The following is a 22,338-nucleotide window of genomic DNA, read 5'->3' as shown; positions in this document are numbered from 1 at the left end:
TCCCCAGTCCCCATTCCCTATTCCCTACTCCCGACTCCCCTTCTTCACCCTTTAATTAACACGTTGTGTTTCTACGCAATTTCTAACGAATCAAGTCGTAGGAAATATCTGTCTTAGAAGGAATGTTGGTGTTGCGATCGATTTCTTCAAACAGGGTGTTTACAGTCCAGTTGAGGAGGTTGATCACGCCTTGATAACCAATGGTGGCATAGCGGTGTAGGTGGTGGCGATCCATGATGGGGTAGCCGATTCTCACGAGGGGAATCTTGGTGTCACGCCACAGGTACTTACCGTAGGTGTTACCAACCAGGAAGTCTACTGGTTCGGTGAACAACAGTGAACGCATGTGCCACAAGTCCTTACCAGGCCAAACAGTTGCATGTTGACCGAAGGGGCTAGAAGCAAGCAGTTCTTTGATTTCTGCTTCAAATACTTCGTTGCTGTTGTGAACTAAGATATGCACAGGTTCAGCACCCATTTCTAGCATAAAGCCAACTACGCTGTATACTAAATCTGGTTCGCCGTAGATAGCGAAGCGCTTGCCGTGAATCCATGAGTGGGAGTCAGTCATGGCATCAACTGCCTGACCGCGTTCAATTTCTAATTGTTCGGGAATGGGGATACCGCTCAATTCGCTGAGTTTCATCAAGAACTCATCAGTACCCTTAATGCCCCAAGGACGGGAAACTGAGGTTGGTTGATGCCATTCTTTTTCGATGTACTCGCGGGTTTTGGGTGTAGAGTGGGCTTGCAGAGCGATCGTTGCTTTCGCATTGATTGAATCTGCTGCATCTTCTAACTTTGTACCACCTGGGTACATATCGAACTCACCTGTGTTTGGTGAATCCAAGTAGTCGCTGTTGTCGGCTAAAATTGTGTAGTCAAAGCCGAACAAAGAAGCAATCCGCTTGATTTCGCGGTTGTTACCTACATAGGTGTCAAAACCTGGGATGAAGTTGATTTTACCATTGCTGGTTTCTTTCTTATGACCTGCGGTCAAGTTAGAAAGAATTCCCTTCATCATGTTGTCGTAACCAGTGATGTGGGAACCGACAAAGCTAGGGGTGTGAGCGTAAGGTACTGGGAAATCTTGAGGAACTGAACCAGCTTGCTTAGAGTTGTTGATGAAGGCTTGTAAGTCATCACCAATTACTTCTGCCATACAGGTGGTGCAGACAGCGATCATCTTAGGCTTGTAGAGTTGGTAAGAGTTCGCCAACCCGTCAATCATGTTTTGCAGACCACCAAACACGGCTGCATCTTCAGTCATTGAAGAAGATACACCAGAGAATGGTTCTTTGTAGTGGCGGGTTAAGTGGGTGCGGAAATAAGCAACGCAACCTTGAGAACCTTGAACGAAAGGTAGAGTACCTTCAAAACCAACAGCAGCAAAGATTGCTCCTAGTGGTTGGCAGCCTTTAGCAGGGTTAACGGTTAGAGCTTCACGAGCGAAGTTCTTTTCACGATAATCCCAACCCTTTGTCCACTCTGCAACCCGTTGTACTTCTTCGGCTTCGTGACCGTTTTCAAACTGCTTTTTGTTTTCAAATAGCTGTTGGTACTCAGGTTGGTGGAATAACTCGACGTGATCTTGAATTTTTTCTGGATTCTGAGGCATTTCTTTCTGGATCTCCAAGCTTACTGAATTCTTTTACTGATTGAGGAGGGAGAGACGCGATTATACTCTGCGAGAAGCCGCTCTTCGAGCGTCTACGCGTCTTTACAAGGGAGATGGGAATATGATTCAAAATTCAAAATGCAAAAATCAAAAGAAATTTTAATCTTTCAATTTTGAATTTTGGATTCCCAACTCCCTCCTGGGGTTTTAGCCCCAGGTTATCCTTACTTATCGCTCTCTCCCATTTCCCTAGACGGCAGCCTTAGCCTTAGCTTCAGCCTTCTTAGCCTGAGCTTTTTCATTCCAAGGAGCGCCAATTAATGACCAAGTTGGGCTGTTGAGTGCCAAGTCCATATCACGAGCGAAGATGGCAAAGCCGTCATAACCGTGATAAGGGCCGGAGTAATCCTTTTTGTGGTTTAATTCTTTTCAACTGTTTAATGTTTGCAGTAAACAGTGTCAGCGATAAACATTGTTTTCTGAGAACACATTTATTTTTAGCCTAAATATAGGCTAAAAACACAGCATAATCAGGTTCAGGACTCACGCATCATCTAAATGTTGTCCTGAACCAAGGCGATTAAACAATCGCCCGTTTTTTTGCTCATCTCTGCAAGCACAGCAGCAAAAAGAACACATGAGAACGAAAGTACTACTAGAATTAGAAAAAGTTAATCTGCGTTTGAAGTCTGCAAAGGCAAAGGTGACAATTAGAGAATCGAATGGAAGTCTGCAATTACGGGCGACGTTACCAATTAAACCAGGAGACAAGGACAGTAATGGAACTGGAAGAAAGCAATACAATCTCAGTTTGAATATTCCCGCTAACTTGGATGGACTCAAGACGGCTGAGGAAGAAGCTTATGAGTTAGGGAAGTTAATCGCTCGTAAAACTTTTGAATGGAATGATAAATATTTAGGAAATGAGGCAATTAAAAAAGATTTTAAAACTATAGGAGAATTACTAGAAAAATTTGAGAAAGAGTATTTTAAAACTCATAAACGCACAACGAAAAGCGAACATACTTTTTTTTATTACTTTTCTCGTACAAAGAGATTTACCAATACTCAAGATTTGGCAACTGCGGAAAATCTGATCAGTTCAATTGAGCAAATTGATAAAGAATGGGCTAAGTATAATGCAGCTAGAGCGATCGCAGCATTTTGTGTGACATTCAATATCGAAATCGATTTATCTAAATATTCCAAAATGCCTGAGAATAATTCCCGGAATATACCGACCGATGCAGAAATATCTGAGGGAATTATCAAGTTTGAAGATTATCAAAATAACAGAGGTAATCAAGTTAATCAAAACGTTCAAGATAGTTGGCAACTTTGGCGGTGGACTTATGGAATGTTAGCAGTTTTTGGTTTACGTCCAAGGGAACTTTTTATTAATCCCGATCTTGATTGGTGGTTGAGTCAAGAAAATGCTGATTTGACATGGAAAGTTGATAAAGATTGTAAAACTGGTGAGAGAGAAGCACTACCATTATATCGGCAATGGATTGAGGATTTTGATTTGAGAAATCCGAAGTATTTAGAGATGTTGAGGAGGGCGATCGCTAAAAAAGATAACACTAATCATGCTGATATAACGGCGTTAACACAACGAGTTAGTTGGTGGTTTCGCAAAATAGGATTAGATTTTAAACCTTATGATTTACGTCACGCTTGGGCAATCCGGGCGCATATTCTAGGGATACCAATTAAAGCGGCGGCGGATAATTTGGGGCATAGTGTGCAAGTTCATACCCAAACTTATCAGCGTTGGTTTTCGCTAGATATGCGGAAATTGGCGATTAATCAGGCGTTGAGTAAGAGGAATGAAATTGAGTTGATTAGAGAGGAGAATGCTAAGTTGAGGATGGAGAATGACAAATTGAGGTTAGAGATTGAGAAGTTGAGAATGGAAATAGTTTATAAACAAAGTTAAATTTACTGATAAATCATACCAATTTTATATAATTTGCTATGGTTTATGGGTGAAGAACTATCGTTATTGACTTTTGCTAGCCATAGAGCATATACATACAAGAAAAACGAGGTCATGTATGGATTATAATTTCATCACAGGATGACTGCAAAAGTTAAAATTAACCAAGGAGTATAACTTATGCAAATTATCATTGAACTCCCCGATGATATAGCTAATCAATTACAAGTACAACCCACTAACATTTCCCGGAGAGTTTTGGAACTTATAGCAGCTGATAATTATCGCCAAGGTCGCATTGGAGCCGCCGAAGTTCACCGAATGCTGAATTTATCTTCTCGATGGGAAACTTATGAATTCCTCAAACGTGAACAAGCTTATTTACCCTACACTGAAGAAGACTTAGAACAAGATGTTCAAGCGATTCGTAACCTACTAGCTACTGAATGATTATTGTCTCCAACACTTCTCCAATCAACTACCTAATTTTGATTGGGCAAATTAACCTCCTACCAGAACTATTTCAGCAAATTATCATTCCTCAAGCAGTTTACACTGAGCTATCTGATAAACTTGCTCCACTACCTGTCCAAGCTTGGATTGCAACACCACCCAGCTGGTTAAAAATTCAACCCGTTAGCCAAAGTACGGATGCGATTGCAAATTTGCTCGATCTTGGTGAATCTGAGGCTATACTGCTAGCTCAGGAACTCAATGCAGATTTACTTATATTAGACGACATGAAAGCAAGACGCATTGCCAAAGATAGAAATTTGGTTATCACAGGTATCTTGGGAATTCTGGATCAGGCAACAACGATGAAGCTCATCAATTTACCTGTTACTATCCAAAGCCTTAAAAACACATCTTTCTGGGCATCTGATAGTTTGTTTCAAAAGTTGTTAGATAAGCATTCTTAAATGCTAATCGACCACGGGGCGATCGCGCAGCAATATAATGTGACTAAAGATTATCAGCAGATGGTCGCAGACGATATTGTTCACGAACATCTCTTAATAACTTGGTCTTTGAACCGTTTGGTTCTAATACTTCTATCACTTCCCAAAGTTCGCCCTCGTGCTTAAGGTTGAATACCCGACGAATTTCTTTCACCTCGTCACGATAAATAGACATCTCCGAAAACTATCAAAGCTTTGCTGTAACTAGTTTATAAGATGCCGATGCAAACATCAAAAGCTAGCTAATCAGTACGATAAAATAGGAATTTGAGATACTTGCTGATAATAACAAGGCAAAAATATGTAGTTATATGCATTAATTTTAGCCTGACGGCATAGGATATATTTCTACTGGTAATATTAGCGATCCAATTCGTAATCTTACTAGTCCACAAATAGTCAAGATAACTTGTTCATACTTCTTAGGATTCAACCTAAATCTGTCTTGAACAACTCGAAAAATTTTTACTGAGCGAATTCGATGTTCAACAAATACTCGTTTTGATGAAAACTCCTTGTTTGATGTTTTCTGTTTAGTTGTTAACTCTTTATTTCTTGGTTTCTTAATCTGAGTATCAATTAAATCTTCTCCTATATAACCCAAATCTCCCTTAAAACTTTGTTTTTGGTCAAAGTTATCACGATTTTCTCTAAACATTGTTATATCGCTTTTTGATCCAGGTTCTCCTGCCACAACATCAACAATATCACTACTATTAGGCAGGATAATTATCTGACTTTTAAATGTATGTTTACTTGCCTTAACTGAGTAATATTCTTCTTGCTATTTATTGTCTCTAAGTCTTTCCCTCACTTGCTCATAGCTATCTACAATTAATTCATAATCTGTGAGTATTTCTTTAACTAATTCATAGTCAGATTCTTTTTTTTTACTTGTTCAATTAAACTGGATGGTAACAGTTATCTCAAAAGAGGCAACCAATAATTAAACGTATCATTTGCCGTAGACTCACTGACTCCAAACTGGATACCCAAAAGTTGAAAACTTGTCATGTGCCTCAGATATACTAAGGTTAAAATTATTTGTTCTTTAATAGATAGTTTTGGTTTACGACCTCCACCACCAGTAATAATTCTAACTTTTTTGGATTCTAACAACGCTTGTTTCTCATGATGTAACTGCTCCGCATTTTGGATTAATTGTTGTAACTGTTCATACTTCATACCAATTAATCGCTTTGTTTCTTTTCGATTCTCCTCAATGTGATTCAGTATGTCACTCATATTTTCGTGTTAAAAAACTTCTCATGATGTTTTTTTACCACAAAATATACTATTTTGGAGATGTCTAATGGCAAAGCTAGACCAGTATCGTGAATATATTCAAAATTTACTAACGAAGTATGGCAGTTACCAACCTTCAGAGCAAGATGTTGAAATCCAATTGATATTCGATACGACGCGAGATCATTACCAGATTCTAGAGATTGGTTGGGATGGATATGACCGAATTTATAATTGTGTGATACATCTCGATATCAAAAATGAAAAGATATGGATTCAGCATAATATGACCGATATCCAAATTGCTGAAGATTTGACTGACATGGGAGTATCTAAAGAAGATATTGTTTTGGGATTACAGCCATCTTACCTGCGTCAATATACGCAGTATGGCGTAGCATGAATTTATCTAAAAAGTAATTACAGGATAAATCTCTGTTTAGTACGCATCCCTTACTTAGCGTGCGTTGTCGCAAAAAGCCAGAGTTACTTTACTCAAAAGCAACGCCGCGATAAATTTCTGTCATCGGCAATTCAATACTAAGCGAATCCAAAGAAATAGATAGCTCTAGACCGCTAAAATCACTGAGCAACCAACCTTTGGCTTGTTTACTGTAGCGTTCCACGAAAGGTTCATTCTGTTCTACTAATAAATATTCGCTAAAACTCTCAATTGAGCGATACATCCGAAATTTACTGAGTCGGTCGTAATCTGCGGTGGAAGGAGATAGGACTTCAACAATTAGCGTCGGATTTAAGACTTCATCTAAGCGATCGCCATTTAGTTGCGGTTCACCGTCAAAAACCATTACATCTGGGTAGACTCCGCGTCGATGTTCAGGAATCCACAGCCGTAAATCGCTGTTAATTGGCTCGAATTGAGTATCGCGCAGCACTGTACTAAAATAGGTTAGAATGTTCCGACCGATGCGGCTGTGTTTGAGCGTTCCTCCAGGCATGGGTACAATTTCTCCATCTCGATATTCGCTCCGTCCTTCGGCTTTTTCTTCGATCGCGCGATATTCATCTAAGCTGTAGCGGCGCGAGATGGTAGAAATCATAGGTCGTAAGCGATCGCACTGGCTATAAAACAACAATATTATTTTGTCACAGATTTACTTGTGAGGTAATATAATCCTGGGGTATATATATTCTTTTTTCTACAAAAGACTTTATCTTTCTGGTTAGCTGTCTACGATGTCTGCAAGAGATAGGTTTCATGAATTAGTCAGAACTGCTCTTGAGAAGCAAGGGTGGGTAATTACTCACGATCCGTACCACATTGATTTAGGGTTTGTTGATTTTTACATCGACTTGGGTGCGGAACTGTTGCTAGCAGCGACAAAGGATGAGGAAAAGATTGCAGTTGAAATCAAAACGTTTTTAGCACCCTCAACAATTTCTGAGTTTCATACTGCAATTGGACAATTTATTAACTACCGTATTGCTTTGGAAGATGACGATCCAGATCGGCGGTTGTATTTGGCTGTTCCGCTTGACGTTTATAAGCGATTTTTCAGATATCCATTTATTCAAACGGTCATTGTCCGTAACAAAATTCCCCTTTTGGTGTATGACACAGAAAAACAGGAGATTGCAGAATGGATAAGCTAAATTTGTATCGTGAACTAATTCAGAAATTATTGACGGCGCGAGCAAAGTTGCGTTCTAAGAGCGATCCAGTAGAAAGTCAAACCATTTTTGATACTACAAAAGACCACTATCAGCTTGTGCATGTGGGATGGAAGGATAGTAGTACCCGGATTTATGGCTGTGTGCTGCATATAGATATCAAGGATGGGAAGATTTGGGTGCAGCATGACGGAACGGAGGATGCGATCGCAGATCAACTTGTGAGCGAGGGAGTGCCTAAGCAAGATATTGTGATAGCATATCATGCACCTCATGTAAGGCAGTATACAGAGTTTGCTGTAGGCTAAACCTATTTAAAAAGCCTGTTTGCGATCGCTACTCGCAAACAGACTTGACTTTTCTATACTTCTAATTAAGCTTGCTCCCAAAGCTGACGTACATAATCAGGTAGCCAGCTAGCAATTTCCTGAATCCGCTCTTCGGAAAGTTCGTCTTTGGTGGCAGAAAACACTGCTTTAACCGCTTGTTCTCGCTCAACTGATCGCGGCATTCCGCTTTCATTAGCAACTCGGAACAAGAAGCGATCGGAATCGATATTGAAGATACCTGGGCCTTTCCAGGGTGGACGAACCCGGCTCAAAAATCCCACAATTGGATTGGTGTCTTTCCAGAGATCGGACACTTCAAACTGGAGTGCTTTCTCATCAGTAGGTATAGCTTCTGTATGCAGTTCTGCTTCGACGCGATCGCTGGCTTCTGTGGTCATTACGTCGCGCATCACGCGATACACAACTTCGGTAAAGTCTCTTGCGTCATACAAATCTGCAAATCCGCTTCTAACCATGACCTTTTCAAGAAAGGAGTGATGTTCGTCTGCGATCGCAGTTCGAGTATCTTCAATCTCTGTTGTGTCAACTTCTGGAATATCTGTTCTAAAACTTTGATCTGGCATTGTTTTTTCTTCTGGTTATTAATTTTGAGTCTTTATGCTTACTTTATGTAAGGTCGCACAAATCAAAAACCCTTGGAATCTTCCAGAAGTTTGAGATGGTATCTATTCAAAAGTTAGAAATTTCTTTGATCTGCTCATAGCTATAAAGTCGGAGAGCAATACTTCTGATGTTTGTGCCCGTCTGTGTCGAAAACCAGTCAAAATAAATGAGTTGGTATAAAATCAGCCGAAACAAAGATGCTAGAAACAACAAACATCGAAATTAACACTTATGGAACAACACCCAAGTTACAATCCTGAAGCTGCTCCTGATGCTTGGCAACATGTTCTAGAACTGTTTAAAAATCATTTGTCAAGCTAGATTACTTAGAAAGTGGTGTATTGTAGCCAGCGATCGCTACTTCTACCCAGGTTGAATTAACTACCGATGTGCGAATTATAATTTGACTAGGATTGTCGTTAATCTCCTGATAAGTACGCAAGGCATTGCTTTCTTCTAAGGCATCAATCGCATTAACTAAAATATTCATAAACACCTGATTGAGTTGTCCGGCATAGCATTCTACTAGAGGTACATTGCTATAGTCTTTGATCACCTCAATTTCAGGTTGTTCTGGTTTAGCTTTGAGGCGGTGTTGCAAAATCATCAAGGTACTATCGATGCCCTCATGAATATCGACGCTTTTAAATTCCGCTACTAGAATAGTGAGTTTTCATTGGAAACTAGAAGTTGAGTTTAATCTGATTTGCTTCTATATAGGAATCCGGTTTGATTTGGAGAAAATATACGTAGGATGTGTTAGCACGGAGAGTACGGCATCAAACTCGTGTTCATAGTGCGTTACGAACTCCGTTCTAACACACTCTACAATACTTAATTTCGTTCAAAAATCAAATAGTAATCCTATAGTTCCCAAGATGCTCACATACTCACCTTTGTTTAATTTTTTTGTCAAGCTGTCGGGTGCGTTAGACTGCGCGGCTACTAATGGATAAATATTTTGGTAAAACAGCGATGTCTACGACGCGCTGCGCCTACGCAATTATTTGGGTTTGACAAAATTTTGATTACTAGCGCACATCTTAACTTGTCGCTACTGTTTTCTTTCCATTCTTGCCTTCCAGACTGGCAACAAATGACGGTTGCTCCGCGTTAGGAGTTTGCGACTGGCCTCGCAGTCCCTTACGACGCTGGCTTTTAGGAACTCCTCCTGCCATGCCATACTCTACACTGTTTTTACCATATCGAGTCCCAACTGCCATCAGCATGTATTCTGTCATATCTCCCAACTCGCTTTCTGTTTCCAGCATTTCCTGATACAACTTATCCAAGCTAGAAAGGGCACTATTGTAAGCATTTTCTTGAGATCGCATCTTCTCGATCAGGGTTGAAAAAGCAGGTAAGGTAAGTCCATTGCCTAAATCTAATCTCGGATCAATTGAGTTTATGCTAGCGGCACGGCGCACTGCTTTTTCTAACACTACGGAAGTTCTTTTTCTACGAGCCATAATCTACACCTTGGAATCTAGTATGGTTAATATTCTTTACCTTAAATAACTGACCTATAGATCAGCTTGAGAGAATTCCGGCAAATCTGCAATAGTTTTTGCTACATAGCGATCTTTGTCATGAATGCGCGAACTACTGAAATAAGAAAGTAAACTGGGGTTGGAGAAAGTAAGAGCTTCTTTTACTTGCGGAAAACACCATAATGAGAAAGTAAAAGCTTATTTTACTTGCAGAAAACACCCAAATAAATAAGTCATAAAGCATTTTGATTAAGTAAAAGTTTATTTTACTTGTAGAAAACGCCAAAATGAATAATTCATAAGTCATTTTGAGAAAGTAAAAGCTTATTTTGTGTGTGACAAATACCTAAATGAATAAGTCATAAGGCATTTTGAGAAAGTAAAAGCTCATTTTGCTAACTAAAGGGGAACGCTAAATAAGCATAAGTCTTTAATGTAGCTTGAGGCCACGATTGAATTGTTGCTGGGAAAAACTTCGTAGGGCTACTGTTGCAATCTGTGTGTTCTTGGGAATACTCAGCTATAGAACTACTCAATATTTCTCAAATCAAGTTTAGTGAAGGACAATCAGTAAAGAACTGTTGCTGTTGAGTTAGAAAAAGCTAAGGATGCTTGGAGGCAAGCATCAAGAGATGATTGGTTTCCAAAATTCCTTGAACTTTTTGGAAAGTTTTGGAATGATTTGACAAGAGAACTTGAACGTCTAACTTCATCAATGATCTCTGAACGAGATACCGATGATAAAAACTTTAAGTCCGCCGTTGATTCTGCGATCGCGGCTTGTCGCTCAGAAACGGGAATTCCTGAATTGGAGGAGATTCAGCAAAAGTGTTATGCTAATGGGGCATACATGACTGCTTATGCTGAGTCTTTGCATGAAATACGTACTCATCTTTCAAAACAGTTTCTTTCTTTGGATATTGCATTAAAGGAATCTTTAGAGCAAGCAAAGTCTCGTGTAGTAGGAGTTTTAAAGACTCATGGCAAATTGGAAAAGATTGCGGAAGGTAATGGTAGTGAATTCTTAAAAGAGTTAGCAGAAAAGATTCCAGAAAATTTAGCTGGTTTAAAACTTGGTTTTCAGACCCTTGCAACCTTCGACCTTCAATATCGTGGACTGGTTCAACATAGAATTAGAAGGCATCTAGATGTTTTAACTCCCAATAGAACAACCTACAGCCTTGAAGTAGGTTTTCTAGACAAATGGATAGATATAAAGACAGGAAGAATACATACATCTCCCCCTGCTGAGAAAATTGTAAATAATCTCTCTAAAGCTCAAGCTGAAGCAGTTAACAACTGTGAAAAAGAACTTAAGACTCTCTTAAAAGAACCAAGTCAAGCAGGCTTCGCTATTGTTGAAGAATTTGTTGATCGGGTATTACGTGCTGAAGGTGTACGTACTGAATGGCAGATTTTCTTACAGGAAGTTGCTTCAGATGTTTGGATTGATGAATTTGGCACAACTATGGAACGTACCCAACTTAGACGAGACTGGATACAGAAAATAGGGGAAGTTGATCATCTAAAGCAGCCAGATGCAATAAACTTTTTACGATAAGTTGTTGTTTTGAGTCAAAATTGATAGAGAATAACGCGGCAGCATAACGCTTTTTTGGATCAGCAACACTGAGAAAGGTAGTTGACGTTGGTTTGAGTGAACAGCCAATTTACGCTAGTTTGCCTACATTTGACTGAAGCTCGGTTCCCTTAGAACCGAGCATTTATTGAGATTTTAATTAATGAGCGTTATGGCGCTTAGAGGATGTTTTAAAAGCCCCGAAAGTTATAATTTTGCACTTCTGCTAGGGTTATTACAACGCTAAATTCATATTTTAGCTATGTGCTAATATGCAATAATTTGCTAACTATGAGAGCAAAAAATCTTTTAAAACATCATCTTCAACAAGCGCAATTACCTTGTATATAAGACAAAGTAATTTTACTTGCGAGTTAGGTTAAGTAGTTCTTTGGGAGAAGCAAGTAAGTCAATAGCCACAAAGTAAATTTGACCTTGAGGATCGAGTAAAAATCGCCAAGCAATGTTCATCCCAACATTACCCCCAAACCAAGGAGTTTCGACTGTACCAGTAACTTTATGCTGGGTATAACCATCTTCTATAGTTTCCGAAACACCTTTGGTTGGCTTCATGACTAACCCTTGTCCCTCATCTCTTAGGTAAGCAGTGATAGCTTCTCGGCCAACAATTGGTTTTTGGAAAGGTGGTTGCAGCGCACCATTATTAGCAAATAAAGCAACAGCAGCTTCAAAGTTATCTGCATTCATAGCTTCAATGTATTTCAGCACTGTTGGCTCTGTAACTCCCTCAATAGTAAATTGGGGACTTAGAGATGAACGTGGGAACTTAAAGTTGATGACTTCTGCCTGTTTATTATCAGCCAGAGACGGATCAAACCCCATATTTACTACAGTATTGCGTAGTACAGTAATTTGCTGACTCTGATCGATTTTCTGAACAGCTTCTAGCACTGCTTTAACTTGAGGTGACATTTGATAGCCAGCTGGCATAGGAGCGACTATACCCTGTTTCATCCACTCTCCTAACTGCCACCAGAATCCCAATTTAGCATTGACACCAAAGTATGCATAAGAACGGCTGATAGGAGTATCTGCATTACTTGCTAAATCTCTCATTAACTGCGTTTGTTGTTCATGAGACATCTGCTTAATATCGTTGAATATACCTTCCATTAATTGGAGATTTGCTTTTCCGGGAGCAGCTGGAGTAATTGTACGACCTAGTTCAGCATAGGCATACCAGAGAAATGCCAATTGATCGTCAACGTTGAGTTTAGCAAACATTGCCGTAGTGGCTGGAACAGCATCTGCCACTTGCGTGCTAGAAAAAATATTCCGTGCAGATTCGATAGTATAACTCATGCTTGTTACCTCAAAGATTTACCTATTCAGTAGTTGTTTTCGGCTACATTTTGCAGTTTGAGGGATAAATCTAGGGCATTTTTCCTGGATGACACAATTATCCCTAGATATGTAAATCCGAATTATTATTCACTACTATGGCATCATAGCTGGTAAACATTAACAAAAGACTAAGATTTATAAGAGATTTATCTGATGAATATCATTGAATGAAATGTATATCTACTATTTATTTTCAATTTATAGTCTAATAAAAGTAATTTTTTAAAAAATATATCCTTCTCAAGAAAGATATATAACTGTATAGCATCTATCTTTGTAGATAAATATATCTAGTTTTTGAGCTTTTTCGTTAAGAAAAATAGAATTTGGTAATTGCTTAAATTAGTTTTTTTAATTACTGTATGGGTTACAGCAGATTTATGTTTAGCCGTAGGTTAGGCTAAATAAATAAAGTGAAGTCTGTTTAATATAAACCATCGGTTCGTTTATTAGTAAAATGCAAGTTACAAATTTTTTGCGATCGCTCTTTTTTTTGCGATCGCCCTTTAGTTAGGGGATATAGGACTAATAATTGATTTCTGAAAAAACTCGGTACAGTTCAAAAGCCTAATTCCCTACTCCCTACTCCCCGCCCACATAGATAATTTCAAAAATCAAATACGATTCCTATAGTTCTGGCTTAATCTTTTCGCATAACATGAGTTGATTATTTTAGCTTCAAATATGATCGCACGTTTCAAGTAGGGTGCGCTGTCGTAACGCACCTATGATCTCAAACATTCCAAATATCCAACACAAGCAAAACATCACTATTGCCATCCTAATAACCGTAAATCCTCTGTTGAGGTATAGAAAAAGCTGTATAAAATAGTCTTTATTGGCATTAAGATTATAAAAAATGATGCGGAAAAGTCCACTTGTGATTATTGCTGCGGCAATTGTAACAATTGCTGTCGTTGTAGCCAGTAAGTACTTTCTTACGGCAGCAAAATGTGAAAACCAGATAGTTACTTTAAGCTTGCCTCAAATTAAACTCCCTTACAAAACTGAAGATGGTCGAGCCTTGAGTATGGATGGTATTCCAAGGGGACGGTTTCAAATCTCTGCCGATAGTGAAATTACCCAAATTGAGTTAAGTGCTGTCATGCTTGATCCCAGCCAAAATTTGATCAAGCAGGTTTTAATGATTGGAGGTAATTTTCCCGATGTTGCAGAATTTGAATTGTCTGATAGATTCAGGCGAAAAATTATTAGACCAGCTAAAGTGATTGACCGCATCGTTGTACAACCATCAGGCTCCAATACTAACTTTATCTATCTATTTGCTCCACCCGAAGTTACCCGATGGAATGGAAGCAGAATTGTTTCAATTGAATTAGATGACGCTATTCCCATAAATCACTTATCTGTTCGCAGGGCAAACACCCAGTCAAAAAAATGGGTAGAAGGAGTATTTGTCAGAACTAACGAACAAATAAAACTTGGATATGCTCGTAAAAATGAGGCAAAAGAATACAAAGCTACTTATGTTTATGGTGTGTCTGATAGTTGTCCAAAGGAATAAAATTGAGAATATTAATAAATTGAGTGTAGGCTTAACCCATTGTTGATACGCTTATCAAATCGTAAATACTACCTGGACTGGATTAAATAATTAATTATACCTAAAATTATTAAGTGAGCCGGGTAGAATAGATAAAACCATCTAGCCCGTGAACCTTGTCTACCATTAAATTGAAAAACAATGAATCCTGCAAAAATTGCCCAAATTTGAAATATATAATTTATAGATAAAATTACTATAATCAAGTGTAAGATGCACCAGTAGAGCAACCATACTCTGGGGTTGAGTTTATCTATTAAAGACATCAATAAAATTACTCCAATCCCATATCCTCCATACTCAAAGCCCAAGACCTCAGAAACTGCTGCACACAATCCAATAATTATTAATTGCTGCCATAATTGCGGACAAAGCTTTATTAAGCGCAACATCACAAGTCCAAGAAGAAGCGTGAAGAGAATATTAAATGAGAACTTTTGGAAAACAACAGTATAGATTGGCTGAGATATAATTGCTGTAATTAATAACCTGCCTCCATAGCGGTACACATTTTGGGTGTGTTTTTCGCCTTTAGCTAGAAGCCATGCAAAGAGGGGAAAGCTCAATCGCCCAATAAAGTGCAATATTAAAAAGTCTGGCATTAACAAATAGCACACATGATCCATAACCATGAACACTGCGGCTAAGATTTTAATGCTGAAAGCTGAAAATTTAATCATAAGGTTGAGTTTTACCGTTAAAATTGCTAAATAGGTTCTTAGCGATCGCTTGCTGGTTCAAAAAAATATCCTGAGTGAAATCCTCCGCTTCTTGGGGTTGCCCAAACCTTCAACGCCAGTCCTAAGCTGAAGAAGAGCCTTAGCTTGTTGAGTTTACTGTGGCTCCCTAACTTACCTATAGATTCATAAAGCCGATGAATAAAAATCAAGATTTTTAATTTTTATTTGGTAAGAGTAATATAAGAGCGCTACTAAATACTAGCAATTTGATAACATTAACAAAGTTGATGATTGTTTACGACCCAAATTAGGCGGTATCTTAGACAAGCTAACGCCTACGCACTCTTCAGCAGATTGGCACAAACACTATGGCAAAGCGTAAAAAAAGCAATCTCCAGTGGATTAAAGAAACCCTTGAACTAAAGCCTGACCATCATTGGGAATCTCCATCAGGCTATAAAATATTTGTTGCGAATCGCGGAGCTGTTCGCTTCAATGTTCCCCAGGATTGGGTTTTTGAGCCACAAGAAAAATCCTTCAAGTTCCTCGATAAAAAACCCCCCAACGATGATTGCTGTCTGGAAGTATCTTTCAATCCTCTGCCACCTAATGATTGGAGCAAGTTTCCGCTAAAATCTACCTTAAAGAAAGTCTTGGAAAACGACAGCCGCAACATCATTGCTAAGGGAGAAATTATTACCGTCAAGCGCCAAACCGCTAAAATTGTCTGGACAGAGATGAAGTTCATTGATACTCAGGAAGAACCACGGGAAGCTTTTTCGCGGACTTGCATTGCTTTGGGGTCGAATATTCAGTGCTTGATTACATTTGATTATTGGGCAGATCAAGCAGAACAATTAATACCCGTTTGGGATGAAGCAATACGTAGTCTCACATTAGGGTTGTATATTCGTGACCCGATGACTGGTTTAGCTTTTCCAGACTGAAGCCCAAAAATAATTGCTTAAACTTCCTTGACAAATATAATGAAAACGCTATTCATATTAGTTGGCCCAAAAGGAGCGGGTAAAACTCATATTGGAACCTTGGTTAATGCTCAGATGGCAATCAAATTTCTTCCTGTAGAGCCAATATGGATTGATTATTTGCAGAATGGAGCTGAGGATCGAGATGGATGGGATATTGTTGAGGAAGAAATTGACCGACTGTTTGAAAGCAATAATACTGAACACATTCCTGAGTTAGAGGCGATCGCTTAACTTCACCCAGTATAAATATATAGTGGCGTGTTGTCGAACTGGGGCGATCGCTACAACGGTTTACTTCTCGTGCATTTTACACACAATCTCTAAATATACAGTGGCGTGTTGGCAAGTTGGGGCGATCACAGTTATGAGTAACCAACAATGCCAAAAGATTAGAGGTAGAAGTTTGCTGATTTACTTAGGCTTTGCTTGAGCGAATTTTATTCACGAAATTTACGAGTACTCTAAGTAAGGATTGTTATACGGAAAATATGTATAATATGTAGTTAATCAGCTTCCTTTCTGAATGAGGTCAATGGTTAAAGGTTATGTGTTAATGTTCAGCACCTAGTTACGATGAAGTTAACGGTTAGTATAGTTTCGACATTGGGAGTAAAGCAATTGGCACTTTGTATCTTAGGTAATTTAGAATGACTAACTCATCAAATCCTCAGAAACAAATTTTTGGTAATAGATGGGCAACAACGCTTAATGTCTCTCTACTATTTCATTGAACAACGCTTTCCAAAAGACGAAAAGAGAACTATTTTGAGGCGAATTTTTGAGGAAAATGGCAAGATTCCAGATGAAATTCTGGGAGATGATGCCTATTTCACTAAATTCAACTTGCAATTGCCCTCAAATTTACCAAATCATCCCAATAAGCTAAATAAAATCAACTACTCAACCCTAGATGAATATAAGATTGCATTCGATTTGCGAACTATAAGAAATATCATAATCAAGCAGAATTTTCCAGAAGAAGATGATTCTTGTATATATGAAATTTTTAATCGCCTAAACTCTGGCGGTATAAATTTAAAACCTCAAGAGATTAGGACAAGCCTATATTATTCTGATTTCTACAATATGTTGTATCGGCTCAATACTTTACCTGCCTGGCGACGAATAATTGGAGTTTACGAACCGGATCTGAATATGAAAGACATTGAAATTCTCTTAAGAGGATTTGCAATGTTAGTTGAGCGCCAAGAATATCAGTCGTCTATGGTTAAGTTTCTCAATAGCTTTTCTAAAAACTGTAAAAAATTGAGAACTGAACAAATAGATTACCTTGAAAAGCTATTCCACTCTTTTTTAGAAGCTTGCTCAGAATTGCCAGAAAAAGCATTTTATCGAAAGACAACTAATAAGTTTAATATTTCTATCTTTGAAGCGGTATTTGTCGCTCAATGTGGACATTTTTTTGAAACACGTCAGCTTGTTGAAGGAAAGATAGATACTGAAAAGCTCGAAGAACTAAAAAGCGATATAGAGTTTGTAGAAGCCATACAATCTCAAACTACTAGTAAGGAAAATGTCAACAAAAGATTACAAAAAGCGGCATTCTGCGTAAACAATTGTGATTTATGATAAAACAAAGTATTGTTGACCGAATTTATCAAGATAATTTAGACCTTCTAAAATTCCTAGAGGACAAAAATGAGCCATCTTTTATGGTTCAATTTAATACTGTTTTTACCAAAACTTTACTACTCTCAGCAGCAAGCTACTTTGAGCATGAGATTTGTAGAATGGTTCAAACATTTATTGAGTATAAAACTCAGAATGATGAATGCATTGTTTCAATAGTTAAGCAGAAGGCGATCGAAAGACAATATCATACATATTTTGATTGGGAAGGAAGAAATGCTAACAAATTTTTTTCTTTATTCGGTAAGACATTTAAAGAAAATAGATTAAAAGATGTAAAAGAAGATACTAATTTAGATTCTGCAATTAAGTCATTTCTAGAGCTAGGCAATGAGCGTAATAAGTTAGTGCATCAAAACTTTGCAGATTGCACTATCGAAAAGACAGCGGAAGAAGTTTATAAGCTTTATCAGCAAGCAACACTATTTATAAATTTTCTAGATCGGCAATTTAACAATTTATAATTTAAAGTTGCCAATTCAAGTAGCGTTATAATAATCAGCGGATGAGGTTTGTTATCTGCTGCTCAATTTAGACATTACGCACCATTTAATCTAAAAAATCGTCATTATAAATAGTCTTTCATTTTACAGTTATTATTTAAGCAAAATGCAAGCAAAATATAAAAACCAGACTCCATATAGAGTTATACTGTCTAAAGCATCAAAACAGATTGTTACTACATAACCCTGCAACTTGCATTTAGGCTAAAAATGGGCTGCTTTTTTCTCTCGCCGCTAAAAAACCTTGCATTATATGATGTTGAAGAATGATCGCTAGGTTCGGAGTAATCCCAAGAGTGCATTTGACGGAAAGGTAGACCCATCTTTTGGAAGACGTACTTCTCTTTCACACCAGAAGCTACTAGGTCAGGCTTCAGCGCCTTGATAAATTCCTCGAATTCGTAAGCGGTAACGTCGTCATAAACGATGGTGCCGTTTTCGATGTAGTGAGTGGTACGTTTGTAGTCATCGTTATGAGCGAACTCATAACCTGTACCAATCATCTTCATGCCCAAGTCTTGGAAAGCTGGGACAACGTGGCGAGGACGTAGACCACCAACCATGATGGCAACAGTCTTACCTTCTAAACGGGGGCGGTACTTAGCAACTACCGCATCCATTGTGGGCTGATACTTGGCGATAACTTTCTCAGCGTTTGCTTGGATTGTTTCGTCAAACTTGGAAGCGATTTCCCGTAAAGATTCAGCAATCTTGGTGGGGCCGAAGAAGTTGTATTCCAACCAGGGTATACGGTAGCTGAAAGTCTACAACGCTTGTGTACCAATGGTTTTGCAAGTCTGCGTTTCGCGTGGCTTGTTTTTGTCTTAAAGCTTGCGATTTAAACATCCAAAACTCTAGTAAAATGGTAATTTGATTTGCAAATTGTGGCTTAAGGGTGTGAAGTTTTAGCTGTATACCCACAGAATTAGTAATCGAGCAACTCTCAACTAGAGATGCAACAGTGGTGCATAAGTCAAAATTCGCTGGCGGATAACCTATAGGTTGTCTAGCAAATTTTTGCAACAGCTTGCAGGGTATCTGTCAAAGTTTATACACTAGGCTAAAACGCGAGTGTATTGGCATGGAAGTATTGGGAAGGCAGATAAGCAAAAACGGAGTGCTGCACTTAATGGATAACGAAAATCCGCGATCGCAAACTTGGTTGACTGTGTGCGGTCGTAAAATTCGCGCCACTCACGCTCTACCGTTGCAAAAATTTGATGCTGGCGAGAACTGCTGTACAGTCTGCGTCAGGATGCAACGCAGTAATGAGTTGCTGCACTCTCGACTTTTAGCTGCATGAGTGTGCGGCTAGTGTTTTTTAAGCGGAAAGGGTTAAACCCTCCCCTTATTTTTTGAAGTCCTTGCTAATAGTGATTTTTAGCCATTTTTTCTAACCGGAGAAGTATACTTCTCCAGTCAATTCGACCAAGTTTTAAGCAACGCTTAGAGTAGTGGGGGAAATACACGCGAAACCGTTGATTTTTAGAAGAATTAAACCAGCGACAAGTTAACTTGTCTAAGAAATATTGGCGTGGTTTGTTTTTCGAACATATTAGGGACTTCCAAGAAATAAATTATCCAATCTTGTGGGGTGGGCATCTTGCCCGCCTTTGACTATGGGCGCTCATGTTGCCCACCCCACAATAAATAGTTGTATATTTTTTTATTTGGAAGTCCCTTAGATATTTCCCAGAAGTTTTAGCGTGGTTTGAAATTCCTGCTGTTTTTAGAGACTGACCGCCAACTCTCCCGGTCGAGCCTTAACCCTCGACCGAGTTTCACTTGCTCAAAACATTTTGTTAACGGGTTAACCTATTAACATAATTTTTTGAGCAAGTGGCATTGCTACAGACCTGCTGTGATGTGTCCCTCTCTTTGGGGTTAATGTCGAAGAGAGTAACTCCAGTAGTTTGCTAACGGATAACCTAATTTAGTCCAGTTAATTTTTGCAAAATATGGGTACACCCCTGACTTCGGGATACTATACCGAAGCATTGTTTACGTTGCGACTGTTCTACGAACGGAGGGGTTAAGGCTCCGTAGCGACGATTGTTCTACGGGCGATCGCCGCTCAACAATGGCTAAACCTTAAGGTTTGTATGAAGTTCTTTACCGCGATTCCCCGACGTTTTTGTACGCAATCGGCGGCGGCTGGTTTTGCTGCTGCACGTTGCGGTAACTTCCGACTTCAACTTACAACTTCACCAGCTAGTCAGTGGAAGTCGGAAGTCAGGAGTTGGAAGTTAGGAAGCGTTGCAACGAGCGGTGAGCGATCGCTCACAAAAACGACCCCCGGTCGTTGACTGGAGGTCGTTTTTTTTGTAGTCCACGCGCACTACCTCGAAAGGCTGCAATCACTGCTGCCTTTGTCTTTTACCCAATCATTAATTTCTAGGATGAAATAGCTAAATAAAGCAACTTCATCAACTAGTGATATGTGTAAGTACCGTTTTGGCCGTAACTCAACAATTTCACACGCGCTTTGATAAATGTTGGGATATTTATCTTTCAAAAAGTCTTCAAGTAACAGTCTAAGTAGAAGTGCGATCGCCTCAATGACGATCGCCCCTGCCAAGGCATTTTAATTACATCGCCTCTAGCAAATAGCCTTCCAGTTCATCCCAGCCATGATTCTCATGATGAAACTGTGGATGATCTTCTGGCAATTCGACGGCGTACATCCAATCAAGCCCAGACCATCTCAAGCCTATTACCGTGACCGGATGCAAAATTTCACCCTGCCTCACTTTCATCTTGTGCAGCACGGTCTGACCAATGTAATATTCGGGCTTGTCGAATTCTTTACTGATCCGCAAACGCCAAAACTTTGACGCTTGACGAAAAATGCCCAAAGTGGGCGCGTCTGACGCTAACATACTATTGCCTCCTTAGTGGCGTGAGAACTTGTAAGGGGGAAGTCGTGCCGGTGGGGGAGAGGTGAAAGACTCTCTTGCCGGGGCGCATTCAAGCGCTGACCTTATTTGTCGTTGTAAAAAGCGATCGGGCTTCTTTTAGCCAGATGATCATTTACAGTAAACCACAAACTTTTGAAAACCAACGTAATAATAAGGGTTTCAGCCATCGTTAATCAGGAGTATTGACCATTGGTTTTAGAAGGATCTTAGAGCCCACATTCCGCACCCAGAGTGTCACAATCGGTAATCACTTAACTTTTGACAGGTTTTGAGCTAAAAATTATGCTGACATAATTTTTAATCTCAGTTAAAACAAGGAGATTAAGTATATAAACTAGCTTTGTTTTATTCTAAAAAACAGTGAAAACACCTTTGTGACAGTTAGGGTGCGGAAGGTGGGTTAGAGCGATCGCTTAAAGATAACTAGAGTGATCGTCTGAAATGCTCAACAAAACGTTGTTTTGTGATATCCCTGGCTTTGGCTGAAATGTTTGCTTGGGTTTTGCTTCTAAAAAACTTTTTGGTTTACTGATTTATCCATCCCATGTGGTTACTAGGGGAGCGAAACGACGCTACGACTTACTCGCTGCAACCTAAGTCAATTCCTGTTTTCATCTGTCTACACTAAGAATACGACAACCTTGAATACAATGTCAACATAGCTGTAGACAGCGAAGCTGAAACCATCTAATATTGTAGGCAGTGTAGACAAGGACAGGGTTATGGTTAGCAAACAATTTTCGTTTCGCTTGCCTGATGAGGCTGTAGCAGTATTAGAAGCATTGCAAATAGAGGGTGAAACATTAAACCAGACGGCTCAAAGGAGAATGATAGAATGTCTAGGGCTGTCTACAGATACATCTAGAAAATTGTCTACACCTGTAGACATGAAATCATTGGTTAAGCAAGAAGTAGAAGCAAGCCTAGCTGAAGTGCGATCGCAATTAGAGGCGCAACTGGAGGAACTGCGGGGAAAATTGAAAGCCCGGTAGAATCCGAGAATAGTGCTACCGGGCAATTAAGCAATGAAGAGTTAATCCTAACCCGCGATCGCACTTTGAATAAACTTAAAGTGGGTAAGCAATCAACGGCAGGAAAGGCGATTGACGCTTTTATCAAGGAATTAAAGCACGGTTTATAGTCAACTTATGCACGGTTTCAACGCGTCTACAGTTCGCCTACACCGCGACAACAGAAGGTGACAAGTACGCCACGATCGGCGGTGATAAAAGCGGTTATAGTGCCACGATTGAC

At 39.2% G+C, this 22,338-nt stretch carries 26 protein-coding genes and 4 pseudogenes; 16 read left to right on the top strand and 14 right to left on the bottom strand.

Features of this window, described 5'->3' with window-relative positions:
* Positions 1-82 precede the first annotated feature (82 nt).
* Positions 83-1,618, bottom strand: a complete 1,536-nt coding sequence (nifK, locus tag CDC33_RS31305; RefSeq protein ID WP_109012233.1) for a nitrogenase molybdenum-iron protein subunit beta — start codon at positions 1,616-1,618, stop codon at positions 83-85.
* Positions 1,619-1,867: 249 nt separating this feature from the next.
* A pseudogene (locus CDC33_RS42025) lies at positions 1,868-2,035 on the bottom strand (nitrogenase molybdenum-iron protein alpha chain); the annotation flags it as partial.
* A 178-nt stretch (positions 2,036-2,213) separates the two neighbouring features.
* On the opposite strand from CDC33_RS42025, the pseudogene CDC33_RS31295 reads away from it, so the two are divergent.
* The 3 genes and pseudogenes from CDC33_RS31295 to CDC33_RS31285 all read left to right on the top strand — a co-directional run.
* A pseudogene (locus tag CDC33_RS31295) lies at positions 2,214-3,557 on the top strand (site-specific integrase); the annotation flags it as partial.
* A gap of 180 nt (positions 3,558-3,737) precedes the next feature.
* Positions 3,738-4,007, top strand: coding sequence for a UPF0175 family protein (locus CDC33_RS31290; RefSeq protein ID WP_099099951.1), 270 nt, complete (start codon positions 3,738-3,740; stop codon positions 4,005-4,007).
* Positions 4,004-4,477 carry a PIN domain-containing protein gene (locus CDC33_RS31285; RefSeq protein ID WP_109012231.1) on the top strand — a complete coding sequence of 158 codons (474 nt, stop codon included), beginning with the start codon at positions 4,004-4,006 and terminating at the stop codon, positions 4,475-4,477. The genes CDC33_RS31290 and CDC33_RS31285 overlap by 4 nt, the downstream gene beginning before the upstream one ends.
* Before the next feature lie 43 nt (positions 4,478-4,520).
* Here CDC33_RS31285 and CDC33_RS39310 read toward each other — a convergent pair whose 3' ends face one another.
* From CDC33_RS39310 to CDC33_RS40735, 3 genes are all read right to left on the bottom strand, one after another.
* On the bottom strand, positions 4,521-4,691 hold the full coding sequence (locus CDC33_RS39310) for a hypothetical protein (protein WP_181374191.1): 171 nt from the start codon (positions 4,689-4,691) through the stop codon (positions 4,521-4,523).
* Between the two features lie 147 nt (positions 4,692-4,838).
* Positions 4,839-5,240, bottom strand: a complete 402-nt coding sequence (locus CDC33_RS40740) for a transposase family protein (protein WP_244919441.1) — start codon at positions 5,238-5,240, stop codon at positions 4,839-4,841.
* Between the two features lie 197 nt (positions 5,241-5,437).
* Complete coding sequence (locus CDC33_RS40735; RefSeq protein ID WP_244919387.1) at positions 5,438-5,761, bottom strand: helix-turn-helix domain-containing protein; 324 nt, start codon at positions 5,759-5,761, stop codon at positions 5,438-5,440.
* Positions 5,762-5,828: 67 nt separating this feature from the next.
* Here CDC33_RS40735 and CDC33_RS31275 point away from each other — a divergent pair, with 67 nt between their 5' ends.
* Positions 5,829-6,164: a XisI protein gene (locus CDC33_RS31275; protein WP_109012230.1), complete on the top strand. Its 336-nt coding sequence runs from the start codon at positions 5,829-5,831 to the stop codon at positions 6,162-6,164.
* 88 nt (positions 6,165-6,252) lie between these two features.
* On the opposite strand, the gene CDC33_RS31270 is transcribed toward CDC33_RS31275, so the two are convergent.
* The gene (locus CDC33_RS31270) at positions 6,253-6,822 is read right to left on the bottom strand and encodes a Uma2 family endonuclease (RefSeq protein WP_109012229.1); all 570 of its coding nucleotides are present in this window, start codon (positions 6,820-6,822) and stop codon (positions 6,253-6,255) included.
* Positions 6,823-6,958: 136 nt separating this feature from the next.
* Here CDC33_RS31270 and CDC33_RS31265 point away from each other — a divergent pair, with 136 nt between their 5' ends.
* Positions 6,959-7,375, top strand: coding sequence for a XisH family protein (locus tag CDC33_RS31265; protein WP_109012228.1), 417 nt, complete (start codon positions 6,959-6,961; stop codon positions 7,373-7,375).
* The gene (locus CDC33_RS31260; RefSeq protein WP_109012227.1) at positions 7,363-7,701 is read left to right on the top strand and encodes a XisI protein; all 339 of its coding nucleotides are present in this window, start codon (positions 7,363-7,365) and stop codon (positions 7,699-7,701) included. Before CDC33_RS31265 ends, CDC33_RS31260 begins: the two co-directional genes overlap by 13 nt.
* Before the next feature lie 65 nt (positions 7,702-7,766).
* Here CDC33_RS31260 and CDC33_RS31255 read toward each other — a convergent pair whose 3' ends face one another.
* Entirely contained in the window at positions 7,767-8,306 is a 540-nt protein-coding gene (locus tag CDC33_RS31255; protein ID WP_109012226.1) for a DUF2267 domain-containing protein, read from the bottom strand.
* A gap of 274 nt (positions 8,307-8,580) precedes the next feature.
* Between CDC33_RS31255 and CDC33_RS41750 the strand changes: the two are divergent.
* Positions 8,581-8,667, top strand: a pseudogene (locus CDC33_RS41750) (dienelactone hydrolase family protein); the annotation flags it as partial.
* Position 8,668: 1 nt separating this feature from the next.
* On the opposite strand, the gene CDC33_RS31245 reads toward CDC33_RS41750, so the two are convergent.
* Both CDC33_RS31245 and CDC33_RS31240 read right to left on the bottom strand, forming a co-directional pair.
* Entirely contained in the window at positions 8,669-8,953 is a 285-nt protein-coding gene (locus tag CDC33_RS31245) for a hypothetical protein (RefSeq protein WP_244919386.1), read from the bottom strand.
* A 436-nt stretch (positions 8,954-9,389) separates the two neighbouring features.
* The gene (locus tag CDC33_RS31240; RefSeq protein ID WP_109012225.1) at positions 9,390-9,815 is read right to left on the bottom strand and encodes a hypothetical protein; all 426 of its coding nucleotides are present in this window, start codon (positions 9,813-9,815) and stop codon (positions 9,390-9,392) included.
* Between the two features lie 703 nt (positions 9,816-10,518).
* Here CDC33_RS31240 and CDC33_RS31235 point away from each other — a divergent pair.
* A complete protein-coding gene (locus tag CDC33_RS31235) occupies positions 10,519-11,397 on the top strand; it encodes a hypothetical protein (protein ID WP_146195873.1) in 879 nt (292 codons plus the stop codon).
* A 381-nt stretch (positions 11,398-11,778) separates the two neighbouring features.
* Here the strand turns inward: CDC33_RS31235 and CDC33_RS31230 are convergent, their stop codons facing one another.
* Positions 11,779-12,738: an orange carotenoid protein N-terminal domain-containing protein gene (locus CDC33_RS31230; RefSeq protein ID WP_109012223.1), complete on the bottom strand. Its 960-nt coding sequence runs from the start codon at positions 12,736-12,738 to the stop codon at positions 11,779-11,781.
* A gap of 901 nt (positions 12,739-13,639) precedes the next feature.
* Between CDC33_RS31230 and CDC33_RS31225 the strand changes: the two genes are divergently transcribed.
* A complete protein-coding gene (locus CDC33_RS31225) occupies positions 13,640-14,305 on the top strand; it encodes a hypothetical protein (RefSeq protein WP_146195872.1) in 666 nt (221 codons plus the stop codon).
* 68 nt (positions 14,306-14,373) lie between these two features.
* On the opposite strand, the gene CDC33_RS31220 is transcribed toward CDC33_RS31225, so the two are convergent.
* Positions 14,374-15,024, bottom strand: coding sequence for a TraX family protein (locus CDC33_RS31220; protein ID WP_109012221.1), 651 nt, complete (start codon positions 15,022-15,024; stop codon positions 14,374-14,376).
* 368 nt (positions 15,025-15,392) lie between these two features.
* Between CDC33_RS31220 and CDC33_RS31215 the strand changes: the two genes are divergently transcribed.
* The 4 genes from CDC33_RS31215 (at position 15,393) to CDC33_RS31200 (ending at position 18,127) form a co-directional block, all read left to right on the top strand.
* On the top strand, positions 15,393-15,971 hold the full coding sequence (locus CDC33_RS31215) for an Alr1449 family protein (RefSeq protein ID WP_109012220.1): 579 nt from the start codon (positions 15,393-15,395) through the stop codon (positions 15,969-15,971).
* 39 nt (positions 15,972-16,010) lie between these two features.
* Positions 16,011-16,244, top strand: coding sequence for a hypothetical protein (locus CDC33_RS31210; protein WP_109012219.1), 234 nt, complete (start codon positions 16,011-16,013; stop codon positions 16,242-16,244).
* 450 nt (positions 16,245-16,694) lie between these two features.
* Positions 16,695-17,603, top strand: coding sequence for a GmrSD restriction endonuclease domain-containing protein (locus CDC33_RS31205; RefSeq protein ID WP_219930080.1), 909 nt, complete (start codon positions 16,695-16,697; stop codon positions 17,601-17,603).
* Positions 17,600-18,127, top strand: coding sequence for a HEPN domain-containing protein (locus CDC33_RS31200; RefSeq protein WP_109012218.1), 528 nt, complete (start codon positions 17,600-17,602; stop codon positions 18,125-18,127). The genes CDC33_RS31205 and CDC33_RS31200 overlap by 4 nt, the downstream gene beginning before the upstream one ends.
* 215 nt (positions 18,128-18,342) lie before the next feature.
* On the opposite strand, the pseudogene CDC33_RS31195 reads toward CDC33_RS31200, so the two are convergent.
* Positions 18,343-18,924: pseudogene (locus CDC33_RS31195) on the bottom strand (nitrogenase component 1); the annotation flags it as partial.
* 371 nt (positions 18,925-19,295) lie between these two features.
* Between CDC33_RS31195 and CDC33_RS39290 the strand changes: the two are divergent.
* Complete coding sequence (locus CDC33_RS39290) at positions 19,296-19,469, top strand: hypothetical protein (RefSeq protein WP_181374189.1); 174 nt, start codon at positions 19,296-19,298, stop codon at positions 19,467-19,469.
* 799 nt (positions 19,470-20,268) lie between these two features.
* Entirely contained in the window at positions 20,269-20,472 is a 204-nt protein-coding gene (locus CDC33_RS37990; protein WP_146195871.1) for a hypothetical protein, read from the top strand.
* Between the two features lie 32 nt (positions 20,473-20,504).
* Here CDC33_RS37990 and CDC33_RS37985 read toward each other — a convergent pair whose 3' ends face one another.
* Together CDC33_RS37985 and CDC33_RS31185 are read right to left on the bottom strand one after the other, a co-directional pair.
* Positions 20,505-20,744, bottom strand: coding sequence for a hypothetical protein (locus tag CDC33_RS37985; RefSeq protein ID WP_146195870.1), 240 nt, complete (start codon positions 20,742-20,744; stop codon positions 20,505-20,507).
* Positions 20,745-20,754: 10 nt separating this feature from the next.
* The gene (locus CDC33_RS31185; protein WP_109012216.1) at positions 20,755-21,045 is read right to left on the bottom strand and encodes a hypothetical protein; all 291 of its coding nucleotides are present in this window, start codon (positions 21,043-21,045) and stop codon (positions 20,755-20,757) included.
* A gap of 761 nt (positions 21,046-21,806) precedes the next feature.
* Here CDC33_RS31185 and CDC33_RS31180 point away from each other — a divergent pair.
* Positions 21,807-22,076 carry a hypothetical protein gene (locus tag CDC33_RS31180; RefSeq protein ID WP_109012215.1) on the top strand — a complete coding sequence of 90 codons (270 nt, stop codon included), beginning with the start codon at positions 21,807-21,809 and terminating at the stop codon, positions 22,074-22,076.
* Positions 22,077-22,338 lie beyond the last annotated feature (262 nt).

It is taken from the genome of Nostoc commune NIES-4072 (genome assembly GCF_003113895.1).
Classification (GTDB): Bacteria; Cyanobacteriota; Cyanobacteriia; order Cyanobacteriales; family Nostocaceae; genus Nostoc; species Nostoc commune.
This window is presented reverse-complemented; position numbering and strand designations above follow the sequence as displayed.